Raw genomic sequence first — 24,951 nt, 5'->3', positions numbered from 1 at the left:
GATATGTCAGACAACGAACGAGCGCTTAAGCTGGGAAGGAGCATTCCATTGAAGTATGCGCTGCTCGACCGGGGCGATTCGCTGTCCCGCGAACTTGCGGAGACGTTCCACAAGCTCGCGCGCGAACGCGGACTGACGTCCAACCCCGGCAGTCCGGATCTGATCGTCTCGATCGGAGGCGACGGTACGCTGCTGCAGGCCTTTCATTCCTTCGCGGACCGCGTCGAGGACGTGGCCTTCGTCGGCGTCCACACGGGCCACCTTGGTTTTTATGCCGATTGGAAAAAAAACGAGCTCGAAGAGCTGGTCTCGCTGATCGCGTCCACCGAGCCGCAGAAGGTCAGCTATCCGCTGCTGCACATTCAGGTCGTCACGGATACGGAGACCAAGTCCTATCTCGCCTTGAACGAATTCACGCTCAAACGGCCGGGCGGCACGCTGGTCGCCCAGCTTAACATTAACGACGAACCCTTCGAGATGTTCCGGGGGGACGGCATCGTCGTCTCTACGCCTTCGGGCAGCACGGGCTACAACAAGAGCGTGCACGGCGCCATACTTCATCCCTCGCTCGAGGCGCTCCAGATTGCGGAGCTGGCGTCCATCAACAACCGGATTTACCGTACGCTCGGCTCGTCCGTCATTCTACCGAAGCATCACCATTGCGACATCGTGACCGATCCGTCCGACGATCTCTCGCTGCTCGTCGACCACCTGACCTTGCGTTTTCAAGGGGTCCGCTCGATTATTTGCACGGTCGCCGAGCAGAAGATCCATTTCGCAAGATACCGCCCGCATCCGTTCTGGAATCGGGTGCGCAACGCGTTCATCGGATCGCCGAAGGAGATCTTAAGCCAGAACTTCCCGCGCAAGACGTTCGTCGACTTGAGCGAAAACGAGGAAAACAAGTAAGGCCGGCGCCTCCGTTGAAGCTGGACGCTGCCTGCTAACCATCGCCCGCTGCCCGGACCTTGCACGAAGTGCACTGTCCAGTCGGCGGGCTTTTTCTGCCCGTCGGGACAAATAAAACCGGCAGGGGCGCGTTCGATCGCTGCCCTGCCGGTCTTATTTGCCGTGATTGCCCGCCCTTGCTCACTCGCCTGCCGGAGCGCCACGTTCGGGCTTGCCCCCCGCCATCGGTCCGCGGGCCGCCCCCGGATCGTGGAGCGCCGCCGTTCGGCCGCGGCCCTTGATCGGAGCGGGCGTGGTCGAAACGGTCGTTCCGTTCGGGCCGCTGGCCGTGATCCTGCCGCTCGCCCCGTTGCCCCTGCTCGGGCCGCTGGCTCCCGTCGTGCCGCGGCCTGCCCGAAGGAGGCCCCTGCTGCTGCCCGCCGCCGGAAGCATACCTTGGCTGCGCATGCCCGCCGCCCGGCATGCCGCCGGAGGGCTGGCCGCCGCCTTGCGGGCCGCGGCGCCGGTTCTTATTGTTCTGCCACTTGCCGGGCGCGCCGCCGCTGCGGTGGCCGCCGCCCGGCGCGCCGCCGGAGGGTTGGCCGCCGCGATAGCCGCCTTCGCCGCCCGACGTCGACGCCCGCTCGGCGCCGTCTCTGGCATGCTGGCGCTGCTCCTGCTTGTTGAAGCCGCCGCCCTGGGTCCTTCGCTCGTAGCCGCCGCCGTTTGCGCCTCCGCGGTATCCGCCGCCTCCCGGCTTGCGGTCCCTGCCGTCCCCGCCGCGCTCCTGGCGGGCGCCGTCGTAGGGACTGCCGCGCCCGTACATCTCGTCGCGCGCGCTCGCGGCCGCGGTCTGCGCCGCGGCCGCGCGACGCTCCGCGCCTTCGGATACCGCGCGGGCGACCGCGGACGGGCTCGTGCCCGGCACCCGGCCTCCCGGCCGTTCCTTCAGCGGCCAGCGCATGAGCATCCCGCCCGTCGGCAGAGAGATCGCGGCCGCGGGCGCTGGCGCAGGCTGCTCGCCTTCTTGCCCGTCGTCTCCGTCGCCGACGGCCTGCATCGCCGCCGGCGCGCCGACCGGAAGCTCTTCAAGTCGAACGCCCGCGCCTTCGGGCACGGCGGCGGGGTCCAGCTTTTCGATGACGAAGTACGCGCAGCCGAAATTGCAATATTCGTGTATATATTCATACAGATGCGAAATGACGGACTCCTTCGGCGCCTTCGGCTGCGGCTCGCGGAAAAAGCCGCGCAACCGGAGCTGACTGTAGCCCCAGTCGCCCACGATAAAATCGTATCGCTCCAGCACCTCGCTGAATCTTTCCCGGAACGCTTCGGGATTCCATCCGTTCTTGTGGTCGTGAACAACGGAATAGGCGTTGTTCCCGGTCAGATAGATCACGCAAGGCTCTCCTTCCGTCTCCCGTGCGCCGGCCGCCAGCGGCCGCGCTCGAATAAGGTATTCATGGCCCGTCGTCGCGCTGGCGCACGACGTCAGACGCCCGTTGCCGCCGTCGCCTGGACGTTCTCCGCCGCCCCTTGAACGGCAGACGCCGACGCCGCGGCGGACTTCACTTGCGAATGCGCGTGATAGGAGCTGCGCACGAGCGGCGCGGACTCGACGTGCGAGAAGCCGCGCGCCAGACCTTCGGCCTTGAGCTGCTTGAATTCGTCCGGATGGACGTAGCGCGCGATCGCCATATGCGCGGGGCTCGGCTGGAGATACTGACCAAGCGTCAGGATGTCCACGTCGTTCGCGCGAAGATCGTCCATCGCGGCCAGCACTTCCTCGTAGGTCTCGCCTACGCCGAGCATGATGCTGGACTTCGTCGGAATCTTCGGCGCCAACTCCTTGGCTCTGCGCAGCAGCTCGAGCGAACGCGGATACTTGGCCTTGGCGCGCACGCGGTTCGACATCCGCGCTACCGTCTCGATGTTGTGGTTCAGAATGTCCGGCTTGGCGTCCATCACGATGCGCAGCGATTCGAGATCTCCCTGGAAATCCGGAATCAGCACCTCGACGCTGCAAAGCGGCAGCTTGCCGCGGATCGCCTTGATCGTGGCCGCGAAGATCGAGGCTCCGCCGTCCTTCAGGTCGTCTCGCGCCACCGAGGTGACGACGCAGTGCTGCAGGTTCATCTGCACTGCGGCTTCGGCGACCCGCTCCGGTTCCTGCAGGTCGAGCTCCGTCGGCAGCCCCGTCTTCACCGCGCAGAAACGGCATGCTCTCGTGCAAATATCGCCAAGTATCATAAAGGTTGCCGTGCGGTTCGCCCAGCATTCGTATATATTGGGACACCTTGCTTCTTCGCAGACCGTATGGAGCGTCTTGGCCCTCATCATCTGCTTGATTTCCTGATAATTGTCGCCGGTCGTCAGCTTGATGCGCAGCCAGTCGGGCTTGGGCGTCTTCTCGCCGTTCTTCATGCCATTCCCCCCGCTTTCTGTCCTTTATTATAGCATGATTCACATAAAAACCAACGTACTGCAAAGGCTACGGATACTCGGGAAAGGGGAGTCGATGCGAGGTGGCATCATGTTAAAACGGCTTATGACGCAGACTAGGCGTCTGCGGCATCCGCTGCGGGTCGCCGCGGCGGCATCCGCCCTCGGCTTTGCGATGGTATCGCACGTTCACGGACAAGCGCCGGGAGACGAAGACAAGGCGCGGCGCGAGCTGTACGACCAGGTCGCGGCGATCACGGGATTGACCTGGCAAAAGGTGGCCGCCGTCGATCAGTACGAACGCTCGATGACGCGGCTTCGGCCCAAGGACCGCCCGCTCGGCGGGCATGCGGTCAGCGGCGCTTATGTCGCGCCGGAGCGGTGGGCCGGTGCGCTCAATCCGGATCCGGAGGACCGCTCGCCGCTCTCGATCGCGCTTTTCGGCGGCATCGGGCGCGACGGGTCGGGCGACGGCAAGGCCGACAGGAACAACGACGTCGACAGGCTCTATTCGGTCGTACGGCTGACGATGATGCAAGGACCAGGCGGAGACCATGTGGCGATCGGGCTATGGGAATACTATCAGAGCTCGAGAGCCGTTCAGAGAGTGCAGCAATTCGACAAGCTCTACTCGTCGTTCGGTACGCTGAATTTGTCCAAGCACGTATTCCCGCTGCCGCTGAACAGCGTTTACTCCTATCGCAGCACCTGGGGCAACAGGCGAGGCTGGGGCGGCGTCAGAATCCACGAAGGGACCGACATTTTCGCCGGCCAAGGGGTGCCCGTGCGCAGTACGTGCTACGGCGTCGTGGAAGTCAAAGGCTGGAACAAATTCGGTGGGTGGCGCATCGGCATCCGAGATATCGACAACCTGTACCATTACTACGCGCACCTGTCCGGATTCGATAAAAGCATCCGAACCGGGGACGTCGTGGAGCCGGGCCGCGTGATCGGGTGGGTGGGCAGCTCGGGCTATGGAAGACCCGGGACGCAGGGCAAATTCCCGCCGCATTTGCACTACGGCGTGTACAGGGACCGCGGGTTGGTGGAATGGGCGTTCGACCCGTATCCGCTGCTCCACAGCTGGGAGCGGTCCGAACGCAAGGCGCTTCATAGCCGCGGCAAGGGCGGCGGGTGAGGTCCTTTCAGCTTAGCCGTATTTACGGCATCGCGGCCAAGTGCGAGATAGCCGATTTTTCCGGCTAACTGTAACCTTGGTGACGGAGTTGATACCGAGTTACATGGATTTTCCGGCTAACTGTAGCCCTGGTGACGGAGCCGATGCGGAGTTACACGGTTTTCCAGGCCAATTTTAGCTTTAAAGACATGGCAAAACGGCGCCCGATGAGCGCCGTTTTGTGCAATTCCGCCATGCCTCGCCCGGTCGCAACCAATGCGCCGCGCGCCTTGGGGTTACGCCCGCTCTTGCAGAAACCGCTCGATCTCCGCCTTTGCAGGGATCGAGCTCTGCGCGCCGTGCCGCGTGACGGAGATCGCCGCCGCGGCTTGCCGCGTAGCGAAGCGCCGGCGCAAGCTCCAGGCCCGCCGCCGTCGCAGCCGCGTAGGCGCCGATGAAGGTGTCGCCTGCGGCGGTCGTGTCCGCCGGCTCGACCTTGAACGCCGGCACGCGCAGCGCGTCGCCGCCGCGGTCGAGCGCAAGCGCGCCTTTGCCGCCCAGCGTCACGATGACTCGCCCGACGCCCTCGGCCTGCAGCGCGCGCGCCGCCCGCTCGGCGTCCTCCAACCCGTTCACCGCCAAACCGCTAACGACTTCCGCTTCGGTCTCGTTCACGACGAGCGTATCGATGAGCGGAAGCGCCTCCGCAGGAAGTTTGGCCGCAGGCGCCGGATTGTAGCAGACCTTGATCCCCAGCTCCGCGCACAGCTTCAGCGCGTGCAGGTTGACCGCCAGCGGAATCTCGTTCTGCAGCAGCGCGATCTCCGTGCCTGCCAGCGCATCGCGCGTGACGTCCGCCTCCGACAATTTGCCGTTGCTGCCCGCGGACAAGACGATCGTATTTTCCCCGCTCTCCGAGACGGTGATGAACGCGAGCCCCGACGAGCCCGCCTTGATCGATACGGTCTTCGTATCCACGCTGCGCGACCGCAACGAGTCGGTCAGCGCGCCGCCGAACGCGTCGTCGCCGACGGCGCCGATCATGATCGCGCCATCCCCCCGCCAACGCCGCCGCGACCGCCTGGTTCGCGCCTTTGCCGCCCGGCTGGTAAGCGGTGCCGCGGCCGTGGATCGTCTCTCCCGGCTGCGGAAACGCTTCGACTTGATTCACGATATCCATATTGATGCTGCCAATGACTGCGATCTTGCTCAAGGTTTCAACCTCCACTAGGGTATACTGCTTGTCATTTTCCCGGACCGCCGGCCGTTTGTCAATTCGGGCGCCGCCGCGGCGGGATCGCCGATCCGAACCACCCGCCGTTCGCAGCAAAAAAAGACCGTTCCGGCGTCGTAAAGCACGACCCGGCAACGGTCCGTTCCGCCTCAAGCGCCGCAGCCGCTCTCCCGCCTTAGCTCACCTTGAAGGCGATGCCGTCTTCGTCGCGGTCGATCGTAAGCGTGCCCTGCTCGATGAACCAGACGTCCTTGCTCTCCATATAAAAATGAAGACCGTCCGCATCCGCTTCCGCGGCGGGATCCACCGGATCGTCCAGCATGATGCCGAAACCGTAGGGCTCGCTGCCTCCGCTGATATAACGGACGTAGATGCGAACCTTGTCTCCCCGGCTGTACGCCCATTCCTCGAGGAAGCAGGCCGCCGCGGCCTCCGATATGCGAAGTTCCATGTCGCCGACCTCCGTTCGCGTTCATTGCTTGCTGCCTGTATTATAGCAGTCCGGCTTCGGAGGGAACAAGCCGGCGTTCACGGCCCCGCGGTCGCGGAAGGCGCGGGCAAGCTCAGCGCAGGCGCTTGCGAAGCGCCGCTGCCGACGGGATTGCCGCCGCCGTCGTAATAATAAAGCGGCGTATCCCCGGCTACCATCACGTAGGAGAGCGGGATGTCCGTCTCGATCCGATTCGGCTCCCGGTCGAACGGAATGACGATCGCGATATTGGTCGCGACATGGATATACACTTCGACGAGGACGTTATTGATGCCCGCGCTCGTCTGGCGGGTCCGCACTTCCGCCTGAACGGTGCTGATGGGATGCAGTCTCACCGCCACGCTCGGACCGAGCGACGACAGGAACGGACTGTCGACGGCGTGCCCGATCGGGATGCGCTCGTGCAGCGCCTCCTGCTCCTTGAGCGCTTCCTCGACGACGGCGATCGTCTGCGCGGTGATCCGCATCTGTTCCTTGTAATCGATCTCGATGCCCGTCGTTTTGCCTGCCGCGTTCGTTTTCCAATGCACCATCTTGCTGCCGTCCGCCCCTGCCGCGATATTTTCCGTGATTGCGGCGTTGATCGCCTGGACGGCCATCTCGGTTATCCGTTCCTTGGCGAGGAACATGAGCGGCTCTCTCAGATAGCGATCCAGGTAAACAAAGGATTGAACGGCGGCGAAAAGCGCGATCGCGAGCAGCGCGAGAAAAAAGTACCTTCGCGGCAGCCGCGGCGTCCGTCTCGCGCGGCTGCCGGACATGCGGGGCCGGCTTGAATACGCCCGGCCAGGCACGGACGGCTTGTTCCTGGCAGGCCGGGAGACGAAGCCCCTGCTTCTGCCGAAGCCGGACGACGTCCTCGGCCTGAAGGCGGCGCTTCTCGCGCTTCTCCAGCCTCTCGAGGCGGACAACCGCAGGCCCCAGCTTCTGCCCGCCGGCGGCCAGCGTCCCCATTTTCTACGCATCCGGGACTTCACATCCCTTCCCTTTAAGCATGCCGAATTCGGGACGAACTCTCTTCATGCTTATGTAGGAAAGGCGCAAAATAGATCGGCGTTCGCCTTATCTGCCGGAGAGCGTCGCGGCTTGCTCGCGGATTCGCAAGAAAACCTGGTAGCTCCGTTCCGCGCACGCGGAAATCGAGATCGGATCGAACCCGGCCAGATCCGCGTAAAACGTATCGTTCAGCGGTTCGATCCACGACGCGGGCAAGGCGGAAGCGCCCAAGCTGGCCCCCAGGATCGAACCGACCGTCGCGCCGTTGCAGTCCGTATCCCAGCCGCCGAGCACCGCGGTCGTGATTCCTTTTTCGAAGTCGCCGCCCGAATGGATCAGCGATGCCGCCACCAGCGCCGCGTTGTTGTTCGTATGGACCGGGTCGTAATGCTTGAACGCCTCCCAGATGCGGCTGACGAGCTCAAGCTGATCGTTCGCGGCCATCGCGATGTCCACCGCCTGAGCGATGTCATGCGCGAGCCGCGAGGTGCGCGGAATCTCCCGCAAGCCCGCTTCGACGATCCGCTCCGGATCGGACTCCGTAAAGGCTGCCGCGATCATGGCGGCCGCGAACATTTCGCCGTAAATGCCGTTCTTCACGTGCGAAAAGGAGGCGTCCCGCCAAGCCAGCTCGGCAGCCAGCCCGGGATTGCCCGCGGCGCCGTACGCGAATCCGTCCGCGCGGATCTGCGCGCCGATCCATTCGCGATACGGATTGAGGTGCGTGCGCACCCACTCCTGCTTGGCCGCCCAATCCGCCGGCTTGTCCCGGTTCATATGGGACGTCACTTGCCCGAAGTTCAAATAGGCCTGCGTCTCCGCCGTGCACACCTGCTGGTAGGTCAAGCGGCCATGCCAGAGCTTGCCGATATCCCAAGCGTCCCAGTCCAGCCCTTTCTCCTCCAGCATGAGCAGGCCCAGCACCGTGTACCGCACGTCGTCGTCGCTCTCCATGAAGCGGATCTGCTCGCGCGTGCTCTTCATGCACCAGTCCGAAATGTGGATATGTTCGGACTCGGCCCGCGACCGCCGCGGCGTATAGCCGCGGATCGGCCAGGCGTCGGCGCCTTCGAACCAGAGCTGCACGTTGCGCCAGCCCGGATTGCCGTTCGAGCCGCCCATCATCGGCCACGACTCCAGCGGCTTGCCAAGCGCGCAGCCGCTCAGCCGGCCCGACCAGGCGCCGAGAAACTTGTCGCGCCAAGCCGCTTCGCCAAGCTCCGGGCCGTCGCCGCCGCGACTCCGGTTCGCGGCAACGGGACGCAGCGCGCGGATGCCCGCCAGATCCGACGGCTCGACGAAAGGAAAGTCAGGACGCGGCTCGAGCGCGCTTAATTCCGCGTACAAAGCCATCAGCTTCTCCTCGTCCTCCCCGCACTGCGCCCGCCGGCGCTCGAACCCGTCTGCTGCGCAGCCTTCCTCTTCTCTTTGAATGATTTCCCTGCGCATGAGCTCGCTCAGCTTTTCCCATCCTGCCATCGTTTATCGCACCCCTTCGGTATCGGTCACTGCTATCCTCACCATAACCCGAACGGGATGCGCTTTCATCTCTTTTTGCCCCGGTTCCATTCTTAAAAACGGCTATCCTCGGCTCATGTATCTCTCCCGGTATTGCTGGGGATTCAAGCCAACGAGCTGCCGAAACGATCGATAAAACGGCGCCGCGCTCTGAAAGCCGCAGGCGAGATACACGTCCGTCACCGACAAGCCGCTCGTCGCAAGCAGTCGCTTCGCCTCCTGCACGCGCACGAACGTCAGGTACTCCTTGAACCGCTTGCCTACGCCTTCGACGAACAAATGACGCGTGCGCGATTCGCTTAGCGCCAGCGCCTCAGCCGCTTCGCGCAGCCCGAACGGCTCCCGGAATCTCGCAGCCACCGCCTCCAGCGCAGGCCGCAACCGCTCAAGCGCATCGCTTCGCTCCCGCCATTCTCTGCGTCCGTAGCGCGCTTCTTGGGCGCGGTACAGCCAAACCGCGAGCGTCAGCATCGCCGAACGCAGGAACGGACCGTACGCGGACGGCTTTGTCTCATACTCGGCGAGCATGGCGGCGAACAGCGTGTCCGGACGCTCTGACGGCGAAGGCCGATGCGAGCGCCATTCGGGCTCGCTCCAGGTCGCCGCGCGCGCGAACGGACGCAGCAGATACCGGTCCTCCGGCAAAAACAAAGACTCGCTGAAATAAGCGAACGCGAACCGGCATCCTTCGTCCTCCGCCATCGCGATATGCGGCTCGTAAGGCGGAAAGAGCATCAGCGTACCCGGTTCGACGGTCACCGTCTCCTCCCCGATGAAAAACGATCCGCGGCCCTCGAGACAGCAGCCGATCTCGTAGAAGGAATGCCAATGCTGCTCGGTGCGCTCCCTTTTTAACCCGTATTCGAACAGATGAAGCGGCACCGCGGCGTCGAAGCTGAACATCTCGAGCATATCGGCTCTCCTCGCGTTCGCGCCGATCGTTCCCGGCGCTTTAGCGCTATTATATAACGGCGGGCCTCGATTTTCGGCAACGAAATCGTAGAGGAAAGAACTGAAATTTAATCGGAGGGCGCAAGCCCTCCTCTTCTTAGCTGGCGAGTTTCAAGTTGTGCCTAGCTTGGGCGCGCGAACCGCAAAAAAACCGACCCCGGGCGGGTCGGTTTTAATGCCGGATCGTTTATGGGACGATGCGAAAATTATCGAATCGCGCGGATGTCTGATCGGCCCTGACGCCGGCCATGCCGGACGTAAACGACGAATCCGTCGTATCGATAACCGGAACCGTCGAGCTGCCGAGATAGACTTTGATGCTGCTGCCGGTTGCCTTGACTTCCAGATGATAATACCCGCTTGCCGGCGCGGTCTGAACCGTCGCAAGCGTCGTCCAGCCGTTAGCGCCCGCCGTCGCCTTGCCAAGAATAACGCCGCCGCCGCTATCCACGCCGGCGAAGTAGCCGTTGAACGCATATCGGCCGACGCCGGGATAGCTTGCCCGGAAAACTACGCCCGCATAGCCGCCGGCCGCCGACTGAATATCCGCCTTGAGCGTGCCGTCCGCAAAGCCCTGTGCGGTTGCAAAAGACTTGTAGCCCGGTCCTCTGTCGACGACATAGTTGGACGCGTTCACGCCCCAGGTTCCGCCGTACGGCGTCCAACCCGCTGCCGCAGCGCTCGGGAAGCTGTCGAAAAAGGGCGCTGTTGCGGCTCCTGTCCCTGCTGGACCGTTGACCGCGACCTCGAACTTGTCTACGTCGATCCCGCCATAATCGGACGCATTGTTTTTGATCATGATCGTATTGCTGCCGGGTTGAAGCGGAATCGTCGTCGTCAGCTTCGCGAATCGGCTCCAGCTGCCCGTCGTCGGCAGCACCAGCTGCTTGACGAGCGCGCCGTTGACATACAGGCTTTTGGTCGGATAAACGATGCTGGTCGCGTACGTGATCGCGAGCGTTCCCTCTCCGCCGATGCCGCCGTCGGCCTGGAAGCTGACGCTCGCGCCGCCGACATGCAAATTGCCGACCTTGTGTCCTCCGGACGCATTCGCGTCGCCGCTGACGGCTGCGCCGCCCGCTACGCTGCCGGACTCCGCTTCATAAACCGATGCGAGCCCCGATGGCGTCCCCGGTCCGACGTCCCATGGCGTACCGCCGAGCTGGACGATGGTGACGCGATCGTCGACGTTCAGGTTCACGTGATCGACGCTTGCCTGCGCGGAATGGGAGAGCGCGCCGCTTTCGTCGAGCTTATAGACGGTTGCCGATTTCGGCTGATTGAATACGACCGTCAGTTGCTGATCCGGTACGTCGATATCCCGGTTGCCGGACGTATCAAAGCTCTTTTTTGTCCGCCCACAGCAGCAAATATTGCGTTCCGTCGGATTTCTGAAGAAGCGTATGGTGCAGATCCTCGGTGTTCCCGTTAATGGCATAGCTTAGCGCCCCCGGCGTGAACGCTGCGCCCGGCTCCTGGAGCAATCCGATCAGGTTTTGCAATGCCCTATATGCCGGCTTCTCCGAGCCGTCGTTGCGAAGCAGGCCGAAGTGCTGCTCCTGATCGGACGCCGGGCTGTCCTTTTTCTCGTCGATCAACTCGTACGCATAAGTACGGGCAATTCCCTGGTTGAAGAAGTCGAGGAACAGACGCGGCATGTAGATCGCCTCCGCGGCTTCCGATACGCCAGGCTGCGAGCATTGCGTCCCGCTACAGCCGTTGAAGGTGTGATACCCGCTCTCGGATGCGATGATCGGCAGTCCCGCGAACGAGGGCTGAATCATATCGACGCTACCCTGCAAGCCGATCGCCGGCACGGCGCCTCCCGGGTACGGGTGAATATTGCCGTAATCGACGTAATCGCTCAAGTCGCCGATCAATTGATAGGCGTTCGGATCGTTGGCTGTCGTGCCGGACCAGATCGGCAAGTCGGCGGTTCGCGAATCACCCTTCAGGGCATCGTGGAGCTGGATCGTGTAGTTTCGGAACGTATTCACCCAGTCGGTATCGCCGCTGTTGTTGTACTCGTTCGGCCCTTCGATCGCCTCGACGGCCGGCTGCGCCCCCGTCACGATGTCGACCGCATCCGCGATCTGCGTGCCCCGGGGATCGAACAACAGACTGGCGTGAATGCCGCTGGCGGCCAGGTCCTTAAGCCGGGTCTGCTGCGTGCCGTTTTTGGAAGCGCCTTCACGAATATGCCGAATGCCCAGCTTGACGAGCGCGGGCTTGATGATCGATTCGTACTTGGCATAGGCGGTATCGAAATAAAACAGATGCGTAGTAACGCCCATGGAATCGACGAACGAATCGGCTCGCTTCGCGTTCTCGGCTGCGATCGGCGCGACGACGAGCGGCTGATCGGTCCGATTGTTCGTCTCTCGCGTCTCCTGCACCGCGTTCTGCGCATCGGCCACCGCGCTCAGCGAATGATTGCCTTCGGAGGCCGTCCATGCGGCGGTCGTTCGATTGCCGTATACGCCGCCCGTTACCGATACCGCCTGGCCCGGCGCGAGCGCACCCGTGTAAGGGCTGCTGGCCGCGACGATCTGATCGTCGACGAGGAAGTGCACGACCGGACCCGCCCCCGCTGCCGTCGCCTGATTTCCCTGATTGACCAGCGTTGCGCTGAACGTAATCGCCTGGCCCGCCGTCAGCTTGTCCGGAACGCGAACAACGTCGCGCACGACAAGGTCGGGACCGCTTAGCGTCGTCACCGCGTAAGGCTCCGGACGCGTATAGGAATTGTTATTTTCCGCGCTCTCGGCAATCCGGTTGACGTCGTCCACGAGGCAGGAGATCGTATGGCTTCCCGCAGTCGCGCTCCAGCCGCCGGCGTTCGAGCCGCCCTGCCGGATCGGAATCTGGATCGAAGCTCCCGGCGCGAGCGAAGTCGAATAACGATCCGAATAGCCGATGAAGTTGCCGTCCACATAGGCCACGACGCCGATGATCGTGCCTTCGGGCGTTGCGGCCGCACCTTGATTTTTGACCGTAGCCGTGACCTGGACCGTGTCGCCCGTATGTCCCTCGGCCGGGGATACTTCGATCCCCGTCACCACGAGATCCGGCAGATCGGCCGCAGCCGCCGTGCCGATATAGCCGAAGCAGGTAAGAAGAAGAAGCATCGCCAAGCTACCTGCCCATTGCCGTCTCCATTGCCGTTGGAATCGCGTCATGATTCAAACCTCCGTCCTTTTTTTGTCGACGTGCCCGTTTGCGGGCGCCGTCCTCGCCATATAGCGCTTACATCGTAAAAATCGATAGCGTCGGCGGCTCGCGACTCCGCCCCTCGTTCGCCTGCGCGCATCCCTCCCTTCCCGGCGTCGAGCCGGGAAGGAGCCGGAGCCGCTCCGCCGAAGCGAAGCGGGCTCTTCCTTCCCTCTCGATTAGATCCTGAAGCCGCTACTGCAGGGATACTTTGGACAGCACATCTTTATCGAATTTGGCGGCAGCCTCGTCCATCAGCTGCTTGACGTCCGCGTTCTTGTCAGAGAGTACCTCCTGCATGACATTGGTCAAGGCCGCATAGTAGTCTTGCGCGTTATAGGGCGCTTCGGGCTTGCCCTTGACCAGTTGGGCCACTTGCGGATCGATTTTGAACACGATATCGGGGAATCGATCGATCACCGCCTGCACTTTTTTTGCCATAATCCGAATCCGGCTTGTAGTAGGTCGCGCCGTCGCCGTATACGTACGTTTGGCCTTTGCTCTTCCGGTCGTTCAGCACCCTCTCCAGATCCGTCAGCCCGTCGTCGCTGAACATGTTGTACGTGATGTAATCGAAGGCCGCCTGCTGCACTTCCGGCGATTCCTCCGGATTGACGACCAGATAGTTGCCGCCCATCACGCCGATATGATCTCCGCCTTTATCCATCGACGGCATCGGCAGCACCATGAGGTCTTCCTTTTTCATGCCGCCGTTGTTGACCGCATCCTCGACCTCGTTGCCAAGCACGATGGCGGCGCGTCCTTGCTTGAACAGGTTGTACGTGTCGTCGTGGTTCAACGCCCAGTTATTCGGAAGCGCACCGCCTTCCCACCTCAGCTTCTTCAGGAAGGCCATCGCCTTCACGCCCGCATCCGAGTTGAAGACCGACGTCACCTTGCCGTCTTCCACCTTCTCGACGTCGCCGCCCGCCTGGTAAAGGAAGTTCGTCCAGTTCCAGCCGCCTTCGTTGCCCTTCGCCATAATCGCGAAGCCCGCGATTCCTTTGGCCGGATCGGCGGTCGCCGAGGCCGCGGCGTAGAAGTCGTCCCAATCCCAATTGGCGTCCGGCAGCGGCACGTTTTTCGCCTCGAAAAGCTTCTTGTTCAGCGTAACGGTAAGCACGTACCCGTTGGCCGGTACCCCGTACAGCTTGCCGTCGATCGTAAAGGGAGGCGTCAACGTCTCGTTAAACTCGTCCGCATGCGGATATTTCGCCATGAACGGCGTCAAGTCGGTCAGCCATCGATGCTCGATCAGCGTTTTCCCCTCGGTCGCATAGGTGTTGAAGAACGAAGGCGCTTGATGGGCCGCCATCTTGATCCCGATCTCGTTCGGCCGGTATTCCCAATCGTTCTTCTTCAGCGTGACGTTCGGATACTGCGCCGTAAAACGCTTGATCTTGTTCTCCTCGTTCGCGATCCCCGTCGGGTTGTCCGATTTCGGATACTGAATCGTCAGCGTGACCGGCTTGGCCGCCTGTCCGGTCTGATTGACCTCGCTTGCCGTCCCCTGGTTTTCCGTACCGGAGGCGCTTCCTCCCGCGTTCTCGTTATTCCCGTTGCCGCCGCACGCGGTCGCGCTCATTGCCAGCGCTGCGCCAAGCACGGCCAGCGCCGCTTTTTTGCTTTTCATGCACCGATCCCTCTTTCGCGATTGTAAGTTGTCTTTCGACATAGCCGATCTTAACGCGTCCGACCGTCCTAAATCGATGACCGATCCTTCGATCCTGGATGACGAATCCTCCCTAACCTTTGACGCCGGCCAAATTGAGCCCGCTCATGATGTGCTTCTGGAAAAAGAGGAAGAACACGAGCGGCGGCAGCATCACGAAAGATAGCACGCTGAACTTCTCGTTCCACGGGATATTGCCGGATTGAATGATGTTGTGATAGACCATCGTAGCGATCGGATACTTATCTTGGGAGGTCAGCACGAGCGAAGGCCAGTACCAATCGTTCCAGGTCGCCGTGAAGGCGAAAATGAGCAGCGTCGTAAATGCGGGGATCGACAGCGGTACCGCAAGACTGAAGAAGCAGCGGAGCTCGGACGCCCCGTCGATGCGCGCCGCTTCGAACAATTCCTTGTGAATGCCGTCGAAAAAGCTTTTGAGCAGCAAAATATGAAAGGCGTTGGCGCAGCTCGGAAGCCAAAGCGCCCAATACGAATCGATCAGGCCGAGGCTTTGCAAATTGAGAAAATTGGGAATCAAATACGTCGCGCTCGGTATCATCAGCGTGCTCATGAAAAACAGGCTGACGCCTTTTCGGAATGGCAGCTTCATCTGGGACATGCTGAACGCAGCAAGCCCGGTGACGAGCAGCGGCAGCGCCGCGCTGCCCGCGTAGACGATCAGCGTGTTCCAGAAGGCCCGGCCGACCGGAAGGTACCGAAATCCTTCCTTGTAGTTCTCCCATGCCAGATGGTGCGGAAAATAAGTGGGAGGAAACGTGTAAATCTCCTGCTTGCTCTTCAGCGACGAGAAAAAGGTCGTTCCGAACGGATACAGCATCGTGATCGCGATCGCGACGAGCACGGCCAGCATAACGGCATATCCGGCTGCTATGGAGCGTTTCCTGAAGTCGAAATTCGACATAATGCTGCGTTCGCGTACGCTGCGGCTCATGACGGCTTGCTCCTCCCCCTGGATCGCATACAGCGCGAGCGATAAGACGACGAGTACGACGAACATCAGCACGCCCATCGCCGACGCTTTGCCGTAATTCAAATTGGTGAACGCTTCGTTAATGATCTGGTACATGTAGGTCAGCGTCGCCCTGTTCGGCCCCCCGCCCGTCAGCGCCATATGCGTCATAAAGCCCTGAGAGGCATGAATAAGCTGGAGCACGAACAGCAGCGCATAAAGGTGGCGGATGCCCGGAATCGTAATATGCCGGATGCGTTGAAGCACGCCGGCCCCGTCGATTTCGGCCGCTTCGTATAAGTCCTTCGGTATGCCGACGATGCCCGCCAAATAAATGAGCGTCGCTCCACCAAAGCCCTGCCAGGTCTCCACGATGACGATCGAGACCATCGCCGCTCCTTTAGCCGTCAGCCACGCCACCGGATCGATGCCGACCCAGGACAGTATTTGGTTCATCGGTCCGAGCGGGTCGTACAGCCACTGCCACATGCCGTACAGCACGACGGCAGGCACGATGTTGGGCAGGTAAACGATCAGTCGCATCGCGGCCTGAAACCAGCGCAGCTCGGATACTGCGATGGAGACGAGGCTCGGCACCCAGAATCCCATGACTAATCCGAGAAACATGTAATACAGCGTGTTTTTGGCGGCGATGACCGTATCGCCGTTCGAGAAAACCTCCCGGTAATTTTTCCATCCGACGAACGTGTCGCCGTTCACGAAGTCTACGTTCATGAAGCTGTATCCGATGCCCTTCGCGATCGGCGTCCAAAGAAACACGCAAAAGACGGCGATCGCCGGCAGCACGAAGGCGACTCCCCAGAAGTATTCCCTGCCCGCCCTGATGAACCGGCCGCTCGCCCCGCGAGCCGCCGCGGCGGGATTATGCGCGCCCATCCTTTCCACTTCCTTCCCGAGTGTCGATTGCTGCCGCTCTTTCTTAAGGTCCCGAGCAAGCACATGCCCCATTGTAATCCAACGGTTATCCCGCGCCTATGACGGGTCCTACCGACTGGATGACGGATTCTCAGGGCATAAAAAAAGCTGCGTCCGAAGTCGGCGTTTATCGACTTCAGGCGCAGCCGGGCCGAATGCGGCGACAGCGATTCGTCATTGGGGCGGGCGATTCGGATTGGGATTCGCGGCATAGCCGAACGAAGGGACCTGCTCCGCCGTTCGAACGGCGGGCAGCCGGATGAGCGCCCTCGTACCGCCCTCCTCGCGCGCAAAGTACGATAGTCCGTACGCGTCGCCGAAGCGGAGCCGAATGCGCTTGTGCACGTTGCGGATGCCAAAGCCTTTGTCCGGATCGGCTTCCTCTCGCAGGATGGCCCCGATCTTGTCCAGGTCGACCGGCCGGAAGCCGTTGTCCTCCACGCTTACGGTCAATTCGCCGTTCGCGATCGCGATTTGGATCGTCAGTTCGCCTTCGCCGTCCATTTTGCCAATGCCGTGCAAAATGCTGTTCTCCGCCAGCGGTTGTATCGTAACCTTCGGCACCAGGCACTCCAGCGCATTCTCATCGGCCTCGATACGGAACGTAAACGAAGAGTCGTAACGTTTTATCTGCAACTGAAGATACGCCTCGACGTGCAGCAGCTCTTCCCGAACCGTGATGAGCTCCTTGCCGCGGCTGAGACCGATCCGCAGCAGCGTCGACAGATCGCGCACCATGTCCGCCACCTCGGGCACGCCGCCCCGAATGCCGTACCAGTAGACCGAGTCGAGCGTGTTATAAAGCAGATGCGGCGTAATTTGGGAATGCATGAGCGTCAACTCGGATTCCTTCTGCTTGATTTCCATGACGTATTTCTCCTGCACCAGTTGGTTAAGCCGCTCTGTCATCGAATAGAACGAACGGTAGAAAAAACCGATCTCATCGTTCCGCCCTTCCTCCGGCAGACGTTCGAGCTTCTTGCCGGGCTCGTACGACCTCGACAAACGGGCAAGCCTGCCCATCGGCCGCAGCACGACTCTCAGCAAGTACACGAGGAAAGCAAGCAGAACGACGAAGTAGCATACGGCCGATATTTGGATAATGGTCTGCACGGCGCGATGAGCGCCGACCAGCTTGCGTAGCGGCACCTCATAAATTAAACGGCTGCCGTATGCCGGGCTGTCATGCGCGATAAACATGGCTTTGGAGGACGTCCATACGCCCGGGAGCAGGCGGCGGGCGACGGCTGGAACGGCGAACGCGGACATCGTCGGCGCGGAGCCGGCGAGCACCGTACCGTCCGTATCGGTCAAGACTTTACGGGACTGCTCCGGCAGCGAGATGGAATCGAGGTCTTCGAGCAGCGCAGGCTCCAGAGCCGCCATGAGGACGACGCGAACGGCGCCGCTGCTGCCGGACAGATCGGCGACCGCGCGAACAAAGGCTGCGGTCTTACGCTTGTCCGGGTTAAAGCCGAATTTTTCCGCCATTTGCACCGAGCCTATCCCGCCGTCCCGAATCGCTTTTTCCAGCCAAGGCAACCCGCTCGCATCCGAAACGAAAAACACGCCCGAATCGGATACGTCCATGCCGGGGGCGAAGCTATAGTCTGCCGGGTCGTCCAGGACGATCAGCGAATATTTGACTCCGGAAGCGTAATCGGCCAGCAGCTTCTCCGTCTTCACATACCGCCCCAGCCGTTGTTGGACCGTTTCGCTGCCGGCGACCGTCCAGCTCTGCACCAGATCGGAGCCCATGAGCGTCACCGTCGCCTGGTCGACGGAGCCGATCACCCTGTCGATCGTCGCGTGGTTTTGCTTGTTCAGCTCGGACAACGCCTGACCGACCTGCGTCTGGATCGACGACGACGCCTGCTCCGACGAGTACCAGAAAATAAGCAGCATCGGAACGAGCATGAAAAGCACGACGAACAAAAGCGCCCGCCGCATTAACGGCTGCAGCTTCGTCCTTTGGTTCAACGGCTTCGCCCCCTATCCGCGGACATGATTGGGACTTTCCCCGTAGTAACGTTTAAAAATGCGGCTGAAATGCTCGGGCGACTCGTATCCGACCTCGTCCGAAATTTCGTAACGCTTTTTTTGCCGTATGCAGCAGCAAGTGGCGTGCCTCTTCCATCCGAAGCCGCGTGACGTATTCCCACACCGTTTCGCCGGCAATCTGCTTGAAGAGATAGCTCAAATAGTTGGGGCTCAGGTGCACATCGTCGGCCACATCCTGAATTTTCAGCCCCTTATTCCGATAATGCCGCCGGATATATTCGATCGCGTCCCGGATGATCGCATGGTCGTAATCCTGCACGGCCGCGTCAATCAGCTCCGCAGCCTCGGTCAGATAGGCGGTGAGCCGTTCCTTGGCCGCATGCGCCGCCAGCGGAAACCGGAAATACACGACCGGATCGAGCGACTGTCCGCCGTTTGCCGTCAGCTTCCGATCGAGAAGAATCGCATATGCGCGGTAGGCGACGCTCAGCGCAATGCCGGTCGCGTCGCCGCTCTCAAGGACGGGAGAGATATCGGCCAAAAAACCGGCTTACGATCGCCCGAGCGTCCTCTCCGCGCTTCCCGCCGGTCATCCATGCCGCGAACTGCTCGGTTTTCTCCTGCCAAGCGACCTTGCCGCCTTCTTCCTTCGGCGAGAAGTCTTCCGCGTAGAAGACGCGGTGATCCGCGTACCAGCCGTGCCATTTGGACGCTTCCCCGGCCTGCCTGTAGCCTCCCGGCATCGAGGCCAGCCCGCGCGCGAGCGGGCTGATGCCGACGACGGCGTCCATATGCTGATAAGCCAAAATATTGCCTGCGATTTTTTTGCCGAGCAGATTAAGAAGGGTTACCGGGTCCGATTGGCGAACGTATTCCGCCTCGGACATTTGCAGCACCACGACGATGCGGTTCCCCTGTCCGTAAAAGGTCACTGCGTTCCAGTCCGACAGCGTCTCTTCGATGATGTTGACCGCCGCGTACTTGAGCAAATTCCGGTCCCGCAACGAACGCACCTCGGCCCCGCTGACTCCCGCGCGTTCCCATTGAAGGTCGACGACAATGACGGCGTAATAGGGACCGTCCAAAGCGACGCCGATCTGCTCGAAAATGAAAGCATAGTCGTCGGCCTCGGCCAGCGCCCCGCTAATCAACTCGTTCAGCATATACGTACGTAGCGACGACATGCCGGTCATCGAGAACTTCAGCTTCAGCGAGTCCTCAAGCACCTGCTTGTATCGCTCATGCCGTTCGGTGAGCGCGCGGCCGACGACTTGAACGAGATTAGCGAGCCGGACAGGCTTGATCAGATAGTCGCGTGCGCCAAGGCGGATGCACTGCTGCGCGTATTCGAACGCATCGTGCGCGGAGATGACGACGACGGGCAGATCGGCCTTCTCCGACTGAATCGACCCCATGAGCTCGATTCCGTTCATCCCGTCCATCTGAATATCGGTCAGAACCAGATCGATCTGCTCCATGCGGATATAATCGAGCGCTTCGTAACCGTTCGAAGCCGTCCAAACCTTGGAGATGTTCAGGCCCGATTCGAACAAATAATCTCTGATTCCCTGACACACGACTGACTCGTCGTCGACAACCAATACCGCGTACATGCCGCTCGCCCTCCCCCTTGCCGTTCGGCTTTAAGTTCGGTCATCTCTTCCGCCATGCAGTATACCATAAATTTCCGGTCGCACTAGACGCCAAACGAAAAAAAGCGGCGGAGCCGAAGCTCCGCCGCTTGCGTTGCGAATTGATGCTTGATTGCCCGATTAAGCCTTGACGGCTTCCAGCTCGAGCGAGATGGCAACGTCGTCGCCCAGCATGACGCCGCCCGTTTCCAGGGCAGCATTGTACGTCAGGCCGTAGTCGCTGCGCTTGATCTTGCCCTTCGCGCTGAAGCCCGCGCGTTGGTTGCCCCACGGATCCTTCGAAGCGCCTTCGTACGTCACTTCGAACGTTTCTTGCTTGGTAACGCCGTGCAGCGTCACGTCGCCGGTAACGTCGTATTCGCCTTCGCCGGTCTTGACGATGTTGGTCGCCTTGAAGATCAGCTTCGGATGATTCTCGACATCGAAGAAATCGGCGTTGCGCAGGTGCGCGTCGCGGTCGGCGTTGCGCGTGTCGATGCTGGACAGGTCGATGGACAGCTCGATGTCGGCCGTCGTCAGGTCGTCCGCGTCCGCGTTAACGTTCGCTTCGAACGTGTGGAACGTGCCTTTTACCTTCGAGATCATCAAGTGGCGGATCGAAAAATCGATCGAGCTGTGCGAAGCGTCAATACCCCATGCGGATTTTGCCATTTTATTTTCCTCCTCATAATTAACTAACATTTTGGAACATGCTTTATTTAGTTAAGTAACATATCCTAAATATAGAGTAACACCGGGCGACTGTCAACTGTGTATTTTGCCCTTACACTGAAGGAAAGGATAGGTAAACGTATACTTTTGGAACGTAAGAAGAACCGTCAGGGAAGGTCGTAGCTCTCCCTGACGGTTCTTGTATAAAGCGCGTGCACGATCGGCGGACAGCCCGCGACCGGCCTGAACGCACAACCGGCCGCGCCAACGCCTCCACCGCCGCCCGCCAGCGAGGTGCGATTGAATGACGCCTGTGCGCGAACATGCGTGAGGGGCCGATATGCCGCTTGATTAAACCTTGAACAACGCACGGACTGCGGGCTTGGCGGGTTTGGCGGGTTTGGCGGGTTTGGCGGGTTTGGCGGGTTTGGCGGGTTTGGCGGGTTTGGCGGGTTTGGCGGGTTTGGCGGGTTTGGCGGGTTTGGCGGGTTTGGCGGGTTTGGCGGGTTTGGCGGGTTTGGCGGGTTTGGCGGGTTTGGCGGGTTTGGCGGGTTTGGCGTCCCCGCGCTCGCGGCCTATAGCCGATAGCTGTTGAAACGCATTTATTTTCTTTGATCACAACGTTATTGGTCCAAATAAGTGTTGAAACGCAATTAATTTCCCACTTTCGCGCGTTTTGACCCGGTCTTGAACCAATTAAATGCGGTTGAACACTTATTTCCTCCCCAGCCCCGATCAGCACGCCGATTAACTGCTTTTCAACACTTATCGCCCCCGGCCCCCGGCATCCGGCTCCCAGCACCCGGGTTATCCGTGTCTAGATCGAGCACCATTGCGCTTGATCCCCTCCTGGGTCTTCCTGTTACAAAAAAACGAGTTTGTTCCTAACCGAGACTTCAACGACCGCGCGATGGCGCAACAGGGCCAGTTTGTTGCTACACAGAACTTCGACGCCCCCCAAGATGGCGCACGATGGCTAGTTTGTTTCTAACCGAGACTTCGGCGGCTGGGCGACAGTGCAAACGTATTCGTTCATTCCTAACCGAGAATCCTTCAATCAAACGCCGCATCAATAGCGAAGCAGCCATCCGATCAGTTCTCGCTTCGATCGGTCGAACACGGCAACCATAGGTCCCAGCATCCCGTCCTGAGTCGTCCTGAACGTGACCGTGATCAGGCTGCCCGGTTCGGCTTCGGCGATCCGGACCAGCTTGCCGTCGCCGTCGACGGCGGACCAGCCCCCTTCGCCGACCTCGCTCGCGGACACGTCCGCTTCGCGCCAGTCGTCTACGACCGACGCTCTGTCGCCTTCAGGCATCGCTTCCCACGCGATCTTGCGCAGCGCATCGGCCTCTTCGTCCGCGCTGGCGCTCACGCCAAAGTAATAAGGAACCGTGCCGCCCGGCCAGGTCGCCGTAATCACGAACAACCGGTCGCCCTCCCCGGCCGGGATCCGTATCGTCGAACCCGCAGCTTCAAGCGCTTCGGCGGGACGATCCTCATCGGGAAAAGATACGGTCACGCGCATTTCATCCGGCGGCGCGCCCGACCACGCCAGCGTCACAATGTCGCCCGCGTTCACGCGCGGCTTGCGCTTCACGTTCGCCATGGTCGGCTCTACGGCAGCATCCGCGCATTGCCCGACGCCTTTTTTCCGATCGGTCCAGCAATAGCTGCCCATCTGCGCAGTTACGGTCTCCGTCCCCGCCGTCACTTCGAGATGCGGGACGACTTCCGGCGTCTTGCCGGAGGCCGGCGAGACGCCGGGAGAGACGCCAGGCAAAGCCGAAGCGACCGATAACGGCGGCGGCGGGCTCGAGGATCGGCGCGGCGACAGCTCGTCCGGGGACGCGTCTCCCCTGCAGCCCTGCAGCGGCAGCAGGACGGCCAACGCGCCAAGCAGCATCAGCTTTTTCACCCGATCGTCGCCCCCTGTCCGACTGTGTTAACGTCCAGACGCCTTCCGGCTGGTAAAGGTTGCACCGCGCCCGCTAAACGCCCAGCATCGCGATCACCGCCGCCACCGTCACCGTGCTGACAGCGGTCGAGGCGAATACGGTCTGCGAGGCGAACTCCGGCTCGTTGTCGAACTCGACGGCGAGCAGCACGCTGCTGAGCGAGGTCGGTACGGCGGAGGACACGATCAAGGCGCTGGCCAGCAGACCGTGCGCGCCGATCGCTTCGCAGGTGCCCCAGGCGAGCAGCGGCCCTGCGGCCAGCCGCAGCGCCAGCGACAAGCCGATGTCCGACAGCAGCTTGCGGCTGATCCGCCAGGCCATGCTGCCGAGCTGGACGCCAAGCGTGATCAACGCCGTGCCGATAAACGCATTGGACAAATAGTCGACGGAAGTCACGACGGAATCCGGCAGCGGCACCGTGAGGTAGCGCATCAGCAGCGCCACGGGAATGACGTAGATGACCGGCATCGACAAAATGACGCGGCGAATCTGGCGCCAATCCGACTTGTGCGCGTTGACGCTATAGACGCCGTATGTATTCGGAATGAGAGACTGCATCATCATGATCAGCACTTGAACGGACAGCGTATACGGATTGTTGTGGAACGCCAGCTGATTAAGCGGAATTCCGTAGTTCGCGCTATTGTAGAAAAGCACGCTGCACTGCATCGCGCTGCGCATCGACGGCTCGTATCCGCGAAGACGGACGACCGCCGAGACGAGCGCGTACTGGAGCAGCATAAACAGGGCGAAAAACGCCATGACCGTGCCGAACAGGGTAAGCGAGATCGCCGTATTGTACAGCAGCTTGAACATGATCGCCGGAGAAAACAAGTAAAAGTTCAATTTCGACAGCGTCCGGATGTCAAGCTTGAAGGATCGTTGCAAAACGATGCCCAGCGCGATCAAGATCGAAATCGGAAGCACGTTGTTCACAAGAATGTGGAGAAAAACCGTCATTTTCCGCCCTCCCCCGGCAAGAATGGGTTCTGGATGGTCCAAGTGCCGCTTGCGGAAGAGCAGGAAGGCCGAGCACAGCAGCATGAGGCCGTTAAGCACGAATACCCAGCGGATCGGAATCCAGCCGGAGAGCAAGCCGCCAAGCACCGGGCCTAGCATCGTGGCCAGCTGCGTGGACGACTGGCTGAGACTGAACGCGCGGCCGCGGAATTCAGGCTCGGTGACGCGCACGATCATCGCATTAAGCGCAGGATACACGCCGGCGAAAAAGAGGCCGTACACGAAGCGCAGCGCGCCGAACTCCGTATAATGCCCGACGAAGTATTGAAGCAGATTGCCGATGCCGCCGCCCGCGAGGCCGATGACGAGCACCTTGATAAAGCCGATCCGCTGGCCGATCTTGCCCCACTGCGGCGCCGCGATAAGCGTCGCGATGCCGACCGCCGAGAAGACGATGCCCGCCTGCAGCGATGCGTCCGACTGTTCCCCGCCGAGCTCCGTCATGTAGATCGTGAGCAGCGGCTCGAGGATCATGACGGAGAAGGTGCTGAGTCCGACGAGCAGGAGCAGCGTGATGAACGTGCGGTTGTGCACCGCCTGCGACAGATCCTCGCGGATGCTCGAACGTTTGCCCGATCGATTGAATTTCTCCTCCTTGACGAAAAAGCTCGCGATGAGCGCCGAGACGAAGACGACAGCCGCCGAAAATAAAAAAAGCCTCCCGGTTGCTCGTCAGATGGCTCACGACGCCCCCGACGAGCGGCCCGATGATGCCGCCGCTTGCGCTGGCCGTCGCCATGACGCCGAGCGCGTATCCCGATTTTTCCTCCGGCGTGTTCGTCGCGACGAGCGCGATCGAAGCCGGCACGTAGCCCGCAAGCAAGCCCTGGCACACACGGACCAACAAAAACACGTACGGATCTTGCACGAAAAAGGTGATCAAGTACAGCACGGCAAGGCTGTAGCCTGAGCGGATCAGCATCGGCCTGCGCCCGTATTTGTCGGCAAGCGACCCCCAATACGGCGCGATCAGCGCGCTTGCGAGAAAGGTAACGCCGAACGCGAATCCCGACCACTGGTTGACATGATGTTCAACGCCCAGGTCGTTTTTCAGGAACAAGGGGATGAACGGGATGGCGGCCGAGTAAGCCATGCTGCAAAAAAAACACGCCGGTCCAGAGTACGTACAAATTCCTCTTCCATGATACGTTCAAAGCCATTCACTTCCTCGGGTGAAATAACAAAAGCAGACCCCCCCCGCGCTGGGGGGAGTCCGTACTTTAATTAGTATAGCACGATATACCG

The 24,951-nt window shown here is 61.1% G+C and carries 19 protein-coding genes and 3 pseudogenes; 2 read left to right on the top strand and 20 right to left on the bottom strand.

What is annotated here, in order from left to right; genetic code table 11:
- The first annotated feature begins 48 nt into the window (after positions 1–48).
- Positions 49–909 (top strand): NAD kinase, encoded by an 861-nt coding sequence (locus OMP40_RS38290; RefSeq protein ID WP_277539463.1) that lies wholly within the window; start codon positions 49–51, stop codon positions 907–909.
- Between the two features lie 34 nt (positions 910–943).
- Here the strand turns inward: OMP40_RS38290 and OMP40_RS38285 are convergent, their stop codons facing one another.
- Together OMP40_RS38285 and lipA are read right to left on the bottom strand one after the other, a co-directional pair.
- Positions 944–2,287, bottom strand: coding sequence for a YutD-like domain-containing protein (locus OMP40_RS38285; RefSeq protein WP_277539462.1), 1,344 nt, complete (start codon positions 2,285–2,287; stop codon positions 944–946).
- A gap of 92 nt (positions 2,288–2,379) precedes the next feature.
- The gene (gene lipA, locus OMP40_RS38280) at positions 2,380–3,312 is read right to left on the bottom strand and encodes a lipoyl synthase (RefSeq protein ID WP_277539461.1); all 933 of its coding nucleotides are present in this window, start codon (positions 3,310–3,312) and stop codon (positions 2,380–2,382) included.
- 109 nt (positions 3,313–3,421) lie between these two features.
- On the opposite strand from lipA, the gene OMP40_RS38275 reads away from it, so the two are divergent.
- Positions 3,422–4,468 (top strand): M23 family metallopeptidase, encoded by a 1,047-nt coding sequence (locus OMP40_RS38275; protein ID WP_277539460.1) that lies wholly within the window; start codon positions 3,422–3,424, stop codon positions 4,466–4,468.
- A gap of 180 nt (positions 4,469–4,648) precedes the next feature.
- Here the strand turns inward: OMP40_RS38275 and OMP40_RS38270 are convergent, their stop codons facing one another.
- From OMP40_RS38270 to OMP40_RS38195, 18 genes and pseudogenes are all read right to left on the bottom strand, one after another.
- Positions 4,649–5,491 (bottom strand): PfkB family carbohydrate kinase, encoded by an 843-nt coding sequence (locus tag OMP40_RS38270; RefSeq protein ID WP_338131392.1) that lies wholly within the window; start codon positions 5,489–5,491, stop codon positions 4,649–4,651.
- Positions 5,492–5,564: 73 nt separating this feature from the next.
- A pseudogene (locus OMP40_RS40980) lies at positions 5,565–5,627 on the bottom strand (hypothetical protein); the annotation flags it as partial.
- A 229-nt stretch (positions 5,628–5,856) separates the two neighbouring features.
- Positions 5,857–6,132: an iron-sulfur cluster assembly accessory protein gene (locus OMP40_RS38265; RefSeq protein ID WP_277539457.1), complete on the bottom strand. Its 276-nt coding sequence runs from the start codon at positions 6,130–6,132 to the stop codon at positions 5,857–5,859.
- A 77-nt stretch (positions 6,133–6,209) separates the two neighbouring features.
- Positions 6,210–7,136, bottom strand: coding sequence for a sporulation protein YunB (gene yunB, locus OMP40_RS38260; RefSeq protein WP_277539456.1), 927 nt, complete (start codon positions 7,134–7,136; stop codon positions 6,210–6,212).
- A gap of 97 nt (positions 7,137–7,233) precedes the next feature.
- Entirely contained in the window at positions 7,234–8,646 is a 1,413-nt protein-coding gene (locus tag OMP40_RS38255) for an ADP-ribosylglycohydrolase family protein (protein WP_277539455.1), read from the bottom strand.
- A 102-nt stretch (positions 8,647–8,748) separates the two neighbouring features.
- The gene (locus tag OMP40_RS38250) at positions 8,749–9,597 is read right to left on the bottom strand and encodes an AraC family transcriptional regulator (protein WP_277539454.1); all 849 of its coding nucleotides are present in this window, start codon (positions 9,595–9,597) and stop codon (positions 8,749–8,751) included.
- 226 nt (positions 9,598–9,823) lie between these two features.
- Entirely contained in the window at positions 9,824–10,837 is a 1,014-nt protein-coding gene (locus OMP40_RS38245) for a family 16 glycoside hydrolase (protein WP_277539453.1), read from the bottom strand.
- A gap of 136 nt (positions 10,838–10,973) precedes the next feature.
- The gene (locus OMP40_RS38240; RefSeq protein ID WP_277539452.1) at positions 10,974–12,815 is read right to left on the bottom strand and encodes a CARDB domain-containing protein; all 1,842 of its coding nucleotides are present in this window, start codon (positions 12,813–12,815) and stop codon (positions 10,974–10,976) included.
- Positions 12,816–13,041: 226 nt separating this feature from the next.
- Entirely contained in the window at positions 13,042–13,221 is a 180-nt protein-coding gene (locus OMP40_RS38235; protein WP_277539450.1) for a hypothetical protein, read from the bottom strand.
- Positions 13,181–14,479, bottom strand: a complete 1,299-nt coding sequence (locus tag OMP40_RS38230; RefSeq protein ID WP_277539449.1) for an ABC transporter substrate-binding protein — start codon at positions 14,477–14,479, stop codon at positions 13,181–13,183. The genes OMP40_RS38235 and OMP40_RS38230 overlap by 41 nt, the downstream gene beginning before the upstream one ends.
- A gap of 112 nt (positions 14,480–14,591) precedes the next feature.
- Positions 14,592–16,385, bottom strand: a complete 1,794-nt coding sequence (locus OMP40_RS38225) for an ABC transporter permease (RefSeq protein WP_277539447.1) — start codon at positions 16,383–16,385, stop codon at positions 14,592–14,594.
- A 213-nt stretch (positions 16,386–16,598) separates the two neighbouring features.
- The gene (locus OMP40_RS38220) at positions 16,599–18,404 is read right to left on the bottom strand and encodes a cache domain-containing sensor histidine kinase (RefSeq protein ID WP_277539445.1); all 1,806 of its coding nucleotides are present in this window, start codon (positions 18,402–18,404) and stop codon (positions 16,599–16,601) included.
- Between the two features lie 12 nt (positions 18,405–18,416).
- Complete coding sequence (locus OMP40_RS42965; protein WP_420872121.1) at positions 18,417–18,602, bottom strand: helix-turn-helix domain-containing protein; 186 nt, start codon at positions 18,600–18,602, stop codon at positions 18,417–18,419.
- Positions 18,583–18,645 (bottom strand): annotated as a pseudogene (locus tag OMP40_RS42960) (hypothetical protein); the annotation flags it as partial. The pseudogene OMP40_RS42960 and the gene OMP40_RS42965, both read right to left, overlap by 20 nt.
- Before the next feature lie 295 nt (positions 18,646–18,940).
- Positions 18,941–20,038, bottom strand: a complete 1,098-nt coding sequence (locus OMP40_RS38210; RefSeq protein ID WP_277539443.1) for a response regulator — start codon at positions 20,036–20,038, stop codon at positions 18,941–18,943.
- Positions 20,039–20,197: 159 nt separating this feature from the next.
- Positions 20,198–20,728, bottom strand: a complete 531-nt coding sequence (locus OMP40_RS38205; protein WP_277539441.1) for a YceI family protein — start codon at positions 20,726–20,728, stop codon at positions 20,198–20,200.
- Positions 20,729–21,797: 1,069 nt separating this feature from the next.
- Complete coding sequence (locus OMP40_RS38200; RefSeq protein WP_277539439.1) at positions 21,798–22,646, bottom strand: hypothetical protein; 849 nt, start codon at positions 22,644–22,646, stop codon at positions 21,798–21,800.
- A 73-nt stretch (positions 22,647–22,719) separates the two neighbouring features.
- A pseudogene (locus OMP40_RS38195) lies at positions 22,720–24,860 on the bottom strand (MFS transporter).
- Positions 24,861–24,951: the final 91 nt, after the last annotated feature.

This window comes from Cohnella rhizosphaerae (assembly GCF_029525575.1).
GTDB lineage: Bacteria > Bacillota > Bacilli > Paenibacillales > Paenibacillaceae > Cohnella > Cohnella rhizosphaerae.
The sequence above is the reverse complement of the archived record's forward strand: the minus strand, read 5'-3'. Positions and strand labels throughout refer to the sequence as shown.